Annotated in this window: 7 protein-coding genes; 2 read left to right on the top strand and 5 right to left on the bottom strand. The window is 75.2% G+C overall.

Annotated elements, in window-relative coordinates; genetic code table 11:
* Positions 1-91: 91 nt before the first annotated feature.
* The 3 genes from AB0K12_RS42350 to AB0K12_RS42340 are packed head-to-tail and all read right to left on the bottom strand — an operon-like array spanning position 92 to position 2,660.
* Entirely contained in the window at positions 92-703 is a 612-nt protein-coding gene (locus AB0K12_RS42350) for a methyltransferase domain-containing protein (protein WP_364573872.1), read from the bottom strand.
* Positions 700-1,356, bottom strand: coding sequence for a TIGR04282 family arsenosugar biosynthesis glycosyltransferase (locus AB0K12_RS42345; protein WP_364573870.1), 657 nt, complete (start codon positions 1,354-1,356; stop codon positions 700-702). The genes AB0K12_RS42350 and AB0K12_RS42345 overlap by 4 nt, the downstream gene beginning before the upstream one ends.
* Positions 1,353-2,660: a hypothetical protein gene (locus AB0K12_RS42340; protein WP_364573868.1), complete on the bottom strand. Its 1,308-nt coding sequence runs from the start codon at positions 2,658-2,660 to the stop codon at positions 1,353-1,355. Before AB0K12_RS42340 ends, AB0K12_RS42345 begins: the two co-directional genes overlap by 4 nt.
* Before the next feature lie 129 nt (positions 2,661-2,789).
* Here AB0K12_RS42340 and AB0K12_RS42335 point away from each other — a divergent pair, with 129 nt between their 5' ends.
* Together AB0K12_RS42335 and AB0K12_RS42330 are read left to right on the top strand one after the other, a co-directional pair.
* Positions 2,790-3,770: an NAD-dependent epimerase/dehydratase family protein gene (locus tag AB0K12_RS42335; protein WP_364573866.1), complete on the top strand. Its 981-nt coding sequence runs from the start codon at positions 2,790-2,792 to the stop codon at positions 3,768-3,770.
* On the top strand, positions 3,767-4,429 hold the full coding sequence (locus tag AB0K12_RS42330) for a glycosyltransferase family 2 protein (RefSeq protein WP_364573864.1): 663 nt from the start codon (positions 3,767-3,769) through the stop codon (positions 4,427-4,429). The genes AB0K12_RS42335 and AB0K12_RS42330 overlap by 4 nt, the downstream gene beginning before the upstream one ends.
* A gap of 83 nt (positions 4,430-4,512) precedes the next feature.
* Here the strand turns inward: AB0K12_RS42330 and AB0K12_RS42325 are convergent, their stop codons facing one another.
* Positions 4,513-5,376 (bottom strand): ABC transporter permease, encoded by an 864-nt coding sequence (locus tag AB0K12_RS42325; RefSeq protein WP_364573886.1) that lies wholly within the window; start codon positions 5,374-5,376, stop codon positions 4,513-4,515.
* Positions 5,376-6,341: an ATP-binding cassette domain-containing protein gene (locus AB0K12_RS42320; protein ID WP_364573862.1), complete on the bottom strand. Its 966-nt coding sequence runs from the start codon at positions 6,339-6,341 to the stop codon at positions 5,376-5,378. The genes AB0K12_RS42325 and AB0K12_RS42320 overlap by 1 nt, the downstream gene beginning before the upstream one ends.
* Positions 6,342-6,344 lie beyond the last annotated feature (3 nt).

The raw sequence follows: 6,344 nt of genomic DNA, 5'->3' as shown, positions 1-6,344 counted from the left end.
TTCGTTCTTCTTGGTCGTTGAACCAACTACCGGAGACCTCTTCGTTCAACGATCACCGACACGCCTCACACGTGATCTTTCGAAACACGGCCTAGGAGACGCGGGCCAGCCACCGCCCGTGCGCCGTCCAGCACTCGGCGCCGGAGAAGCCGGCCGCCAGCGCGATGCGGCGCACGTCGTTGGCCGACACCGTGGCCCAGCCGAACCACTCCCCCGCCAGCGCACCCCGCCGCACCCGCAGCCGGTCCACCCTGCTGCGGGTGCCGGGCGGCGCGACCTCGGCCAGAATCGTGCCGCCCGGCCGCAGCAGCTGCCTGAGCCGGTGCAGCAGCGCCTCGGGGTTGCCGCCGATGCCGATGTTGCCGTCGGCCAGGAGCGCCGTCGCCCACCGCCCGCTGCCGGGCACCTCGTCGAAGACGTCGCGCAGCAGCGCGAACCCGCCCGCCCGCCGGGTCAGCGCGACCGCGCGCGGCGTGACGTCGATGCCGAGCGTGCGGATGCCGCGCCTGGTCAGCTCCGCCGTCAGCCGCCCCGGCCCGGACCCCACGTCGAGGGTGGGACTGTCGCAGCGGCTCAGCAGTTCCTCATCGCCGTCGATGAGCCGGAACCAGCGGGCCGCCTCCAGCGGGACGAGCGTGCCGTCCACGTACTCGATCTCGGCCGTCTCGCCCGCGAGCGCGTCGGCGTACAGGTCCCCGATCATCGGCCCAGCTCCCTGACGGTGGCGGCGAAGCCGGAGCCTGGCGCGGCGGCGGCCACGGCGGCGGCGTCGGCCGCGGTGTCCACGTCGATCAGCTCGGGCAGGTGATGCACGCTCAGCTCCGCGCGGTCGAGCCGGTCGAGCTGGTGCTTGCCGGTCTCCGGGTGCGACATGGGCACGCCCAGCAGCAGTGACGGGTCGGGCTCGCGCAGGCCGAGCAGCCAGAAACCGCCGTCGGCCGCCGGCCCGTACACCGCGTCGTGCTCCTCCAGCGCGTACGCCGCCTCACACAGCAGTTCCGGCGTGACCTGCGGGGTGTCCATGCCGATCAGCACGACGGGGCCCGGCCGCAGCCGGTGGGCGTCGGTGAAGGCCGCCGCGAGCCGCTCGTCGAGCCCGGCGCCGCGCTGCGGGATCACCACGACGTCCGGCGGCAGCCAGCGTCCCGGCAGCCCGTCGAGCGCCAGGACCGGCCGGGCGGCCACCGCCGACGCGGCGCGCAGGCTGTCGCGCAGCGCGGCCTCGGCCAGCGCCGCCGCCTCCTCCTGGCTGTACGGCGGCGTCAGCCGGGTCTTGACCTTCCCCGGCAGCGGCTCCTTGGCGATGATCACGATGTGCGGCTCGCGGGGGGTGTCGGAGTGGTTCAGGGTACTCATTCCTTCGCTGAGAGCCCGGCTGCGACGGGCCGCCTGGCGAGCAGGGCGACCATGACGGCCAGGGCGGACGCGGTGTAGAAGGCGGTGGTGAGGACGCCGGACCCGGCGGGGCCGTCGGCGTAGGCGATGGCGCCGGCCAGTGCCGTCCCCAGCCACTCCAGGCGGCCCGCCATCGCGGCAAGCGCGACGACGAGCAGCGCGTACCAGGAGTAGCCGGGGGTGAGCAGCAGCAGGAAAGCGCCGCTGACCAGCAGCGCCCCGTCCCACGGCCGCTCGGGGTCCCCGTGGCGCAGGACGAGCAGGGCGACGACGGCGAGCAGCACGATCGCCGCGTACGGCGCCCACGAATCCGGCAGGAGCAGGCGCAGCACGGCGTAGCGGTTGCCGTCGCCGGCCGCGTCGTAGCGCTCCTCCTTGAGGTAGCCGGGCAGGTAGCCGATCACCGAGGGGCCGGAGGCCAGCACGTACGGCACGTACGACAGCGCCACCACCAGCCCGGCGGGCCCGAGCGTGGTGAGGGCGCGCCGCCGGCTCAGGGAGCCCGCCAGAGAGCCCGCCAGGGCGCCCGGCAGTGCGGTGACGGGCAGCAGCTTGGCCGCGACGGCGGCGCCGAGCAGCGCGCCGCGCCCGCGTACGACGCTGAAGGCGAGCACCACCAGCAGCACGCCCAGCATGTCGACGTGCGCGTTGTTGACCGCCTCCACCGGCACGGCCGGGCACCACGCCCACGCCGCGGCCCTACGCGGCCCCGCCACCCGGTGCAGCACGACCAGCGCCCCCACGGCCAGCAGGAACCCCGCCACCTGCAGCGGCTTTTGCCCCGCGCCCTCCGGCGACAGCCAGTGGACGAGCAGGAAGTAGCCCTGCGCGAGCGGCGGGTAGATGGTCGGCACCGTCGGCCGGTTGATCCGCGTGCAGCCGCCGTCGGGCAGCGGATACAGTCCTTCGCAGTCCTGCGGGAACAACCAGGGGTCACGCAGCCCGGCCAGCGCCGGGTCGGACGGCGGATAGGCGTACGGGGAGATGCCCGCGGCCTGCACCTGACCGTCCCAGACGTAACGGAAGGAGTCGGTGCTGCTGCTCGGCGGAGCGGTGAGCCCGGTCGCGGCCAGCACGATCCCCCCGGCCAGGACCAGCGGGCCGAGCCGCCGCTCCGGCAGGCGCCGCGCCGCCCACAGCGCGGCTCCGAACAGCGCCCACGCGGCCAGGTACCAGCCCAGCCGGGGCGGCCCCGAGACCGTCACGACCAGGACGGCCGCCAGGGCGGCGAGCGCCGCGCCGGCGGCGAGCATGCTTCGACTCACGCGCCGCAGCCTGGCACCCCGCGGCGGGGGCCGGGGCGTCACCGCCGCTGCCGTTCCGGGTCCGTAAGAACCCTTACGAACCCCTTACGCGCCGTTGCGCCACGGTGGCGGACGGCTAGCGTCGGCGGCGTGAGAGTCATGGTCACCGGCTCGGCCGGTTTCATCGGGCGGCACGTCGCCGGCGCCTTGGAGGATGCCGGGCACGACGTCGTCGGCCTGGACATCATCGACGGCACGGACGTACGCGACCCGCGCGCACTCGACGAGCTGCTGCCGGGCGTCGAGGTCGTGGTGCACCAGGCGGCCAAGGTGGGGCTCGGCGTGGACGTCTCCGACCTGCCCGACTACGCCTCGATCAACGTGTACGGCACGGCGGTGCTGCTCGCGGCCATGGCCAGGCACGACATCAGGCGGCTGGTGCTGGCGTCCTCCATGGTGATCTACGGCGAGGGCCGCTACGCCTGCGCCGCCCACGGTGTCGTCAGGCCGGGCCCGCGCACGGTCGAGGACCTGGAGCTGGGCCGCTTCGACCCGCCGTGCCCGCACTGCGGCGAGCCGCTGACCTGGGCCGAGGTCGGCGAGGACACCCCGGCCGACCCGCGCAACGCCTACGCCACCAGCAAGCTCGCCCAGGAGCACCTGGCCGCCAACTGGGCCAGGGAGACCGGCGGCAGCGCGGCGGCGCTCAGATATCACAACGTCTACGGGCCGCACATGCCGCTCGACACCCCTTACGCGGGGGTGGCCGCGATCTTCCGCTCCGAGCTGCGGGCGGGGCGGGCACCGCAGGTGTTCGAGGACGGGCGGCAGCAGCGCGACTTCGTGCACGTACGCGACGTGGCCAGGGCGAACCTGGCCGCCGTCACCGCGCCCGTCCCCGATGGCACGCTGCGCGCCTGGAACATCGCCTCCGGCAGCCCGCACACCGTGGGCGAGATGGCCGCCGCGCTCGCCGCCGAGCGGGGCGGGCCCGACCCGCAGGTCAACGGCCGCTACCGGCTGGGCGACGTGCGCCACATCGTCGCCTCGCCCGCGCGGGCCGCCGCCGAGCTGGGGTTCCGCGCCGAGATCGGGTTCGACGCCGGGATGAAGGAGTTCGCGCAGTCGTGACCGTCGATGTGATCCTGCCCTGCCTCGACGAGGAGGCCGCGCTCGCCTGGGTGCTCGAACGCATGCCGGGCGGCTTCCGTCCGATCGTCGTGGACAACGGCTCGACCGACCGTTCGCCGCAGATCGCCGCCGAGCTGGGGGCCGAGGTGGTGCGCGAGCCCGTACGCGGGTTCGGCTCGGCCTGTCACGCCGGGCTGCTGGCCGCGTCCGCCGAGGTGGTGTGCTTCATGGACGCCGACGCCTCCCTCGACCCGGGCCAGCTGTCCCGGGTCACCGCGCCGGTGGTGGGCGGCTCGTCCGATCTCGTGCTCGGGCGGCGGGTGCCCAGCGCGGCCGGAGCCTGGCCCGCGCACGCCCGGCTGGGCAACGCGGTCCTGGCGGGCAGCCTGCGCCGGCACACCGGCGCGCCGCTGCACGATCTCGGCCCGATGCGGGCGGCCAGGCGCGCAGCGCTGCTCGCGCTCGGCCTGGCCGACCGCCGGTTCGGCTATCCGCTGGAGATGGTGCTGCGCGCGGCGGCGGCCGGGTGGCGGATCGGCGAGGTGGAGGTGGACTACCTGCCGCGCAAGGGCCGCTCCAAGGTGACCGGCACGCTGCGCGGCACGCTGACCGCCATCTCCGACATGCGCCGGGTGATGGCCGAGGTCCGCGCCGGCTGACCCGGCCGCAGGCGGCCGGTCACCTCCGCGGTGCTCGCCGGCTCAGGGGTGCGCGCCGGCTCAGGGGTGCGCGGGCCGGCCGGTCACGCTCTTCGGTGAAGGGCAAGCGCGACCGGGGCGAGCGCGAGCGTCAGCACGCCCGACACGGCCAGCACGAAGGCGATCCGACCGAGGTCGGGGGCGCCGTCCAGGAGACCGCGGGCCGCCTCCACCAGCCGCGTCACCGGGTTGACCGCCACGAAACCCCTGAGCCAGCCGGGCATCGTGTCCGGCGGCGCGAACGCCGAGCTCACGAACGTCAGCGGGAACAGGATCAGCGTGGAGGCCCCCATGACGGCGGCCGGCGTGCGCACGGTGAGGCCGATGATCAGCCACAGCCAGCTCAGCGCGAAGCAGAACGCCAGCAGCAGCGCGACGGCTCCCGCGACGCCCGCGAGCCCGCCCGGCGGCCGGTAGCCGATGGCCGCCGCGACGCCCAGCACCAGCGCGGCGGCCAGCCCGTAGCGCAGGGTGTCGCCGAGCAGCGCGCCGACCAGCGGGGCGGGCCGCCAGACGGGCTGCGCGCGGAACCGGTCGAAGGCGCCCCGCCCGATGTCGGTGTTCACGGTGACCGCCGTGTACATGGTCATGAACACGACCGTCTGCGCGAGGATCCCGGGCAGCGCGTACGCCAGGTACGCCTCGGGCGAGCCGGCCATGGCGCCGCCGAAGACGTACGTGAACATGAGCGTGAACAGGATCGGGAAGAGGGTCGCGTCCAGCAGTTGCTCGGGGACGTGCCTGATCTTCAGCAGGGCCCGCCAGGTGAAGGCCAGCGTGGCCGCGACGGGCCCGGCCCCGGCGCCCGGCGGCGGCGCGTCGCGGACGACGGCCGCGACCAGGCGCGCGTCCTGCTCGGCGGCGCTCATCGCGGGGCCTGCGGACGAACGGATGCCCCCGCCGCCCATCACGCCGCCTCCTCAGGAACGGGCCGGTCCGCCGCCCTGCCGGTGAGGGCGAGGAAGACCTCGTCCAGGCTGGGCTGGGCGAGCGCGTACTCGCCGACGGCGTAGCCGCGCGCGGCGACGGCGGCGAGCGCGGGCGCGACGGCGTCCGGCCGCTCCACCCGCAGCGTCAGCGCGACCGGATCGGCCTCCAGCACGGGTACGGCCCCCAGCAGCCCGCCGAGCAGGCCGGCGACCGGCGCGCGGTCGGCGGGGTCGGCGACCCGCACGCGCAGCGCGCCCGACCCGGCCAGCGCCTTCAGCCGGCCGCTGGTGCCCTCGGCGATGACGCGGCCGTGGTCCACGACGGCGATGCGGCCGGCGAGCTGGTCGGCCTCCTCGAGGTACTGCGTGGTCAGCAGCACGGTGGTGCCGGCGTCGGCGAGCGCCCTGATGCTCTGCCACACCTGGCCCCTGCCGCGCGGGTCGAGGCCGGTGGTCGGCTCGTCGAGCAGCAGCAGGCCGGGCCGGACGACGACGGAGGCGGCGATGTCGAGGCGGCGCCGCATCCCGCCGGAGTACGTCTTGACCTCCTTCCTGGCCGCCGCGCCCAGGTCGAAGGCGTCCAGCAGGCCGGCGGCGCGGCTCCTCGCCGCTTTGCCCCGGTGGCCGCGCAGGCGGGCGAGCAGGGTGAGGTTCTCCAGCCCCGTCAGGTCCTCGTCGAGGGAGGCGAACTGGCCGGTGAGCGCGAGCCGTTCCCTGACCCTGGCCGCCTCGGAGACGACGTCGTGGCCGAGCACGCGGGCGGTGCCGCCGTCGGGCCTGATGAGCGTCGCGATCATCTTGATCGTGGTCGTCTTGCCCGCGCCGTTCGGGCCGAGGACGGCGTACACGCTCGCCGCCGGCACCTCCAGGTCGATGCCGTCCACCGCCCGGTGCGCGCCGAATCTCTTGACCAGGCCCCTGGCCTGGATCGCCGGTGATGTCATGAC

It is taken from the genome of Nonomuraea sp. NPDC049419, from assembly GCF_040676995.1.
In the GTDB taxonomy this organism is placed as follows: domain Bacteria; phylum Actinomycetota; class Actinomycetes; order Streptosporangiales; family Streptosporangiaceae; genus Nonomuraea; species Nonomuraea salmonea.
Note: the sequence above shows the minus strand (reverse complement) of the source record. Positions and strands in the feature narration are given on the sequence as shown.

Coding starts and splice junctions, on each gene's coding strand:
- AB0K12_RS42350 (WP_364573872.1), bottom strand. CDS start 703: ATGATCGGGGACCTGTACGCCGACGCGCTCGCGGGCGAGACGGCCGAG.
- AB0K12_RS42345 (WP_364573870.1), bottom strand. CDS start 1,356: ATGAGTACCCTGAACCACTCCGACACCCCCCGCGAGCCGCACATCGTG.
- AB0K12_RS42325 (WP_364573886.1), bottom strand. CDS start 5,376: ATGGGCGGCGGGGGCATCCGTTCGTCCGCAGGCCCCGCGATGAGCGCC.
- AB0K12_RS42320 (WP_364573862.1), bottom strand. CDS start 6,341: ATGACATCACCGGCGATCCAGGCCAGGGGCCTGGTCAAGAGATTCGGC.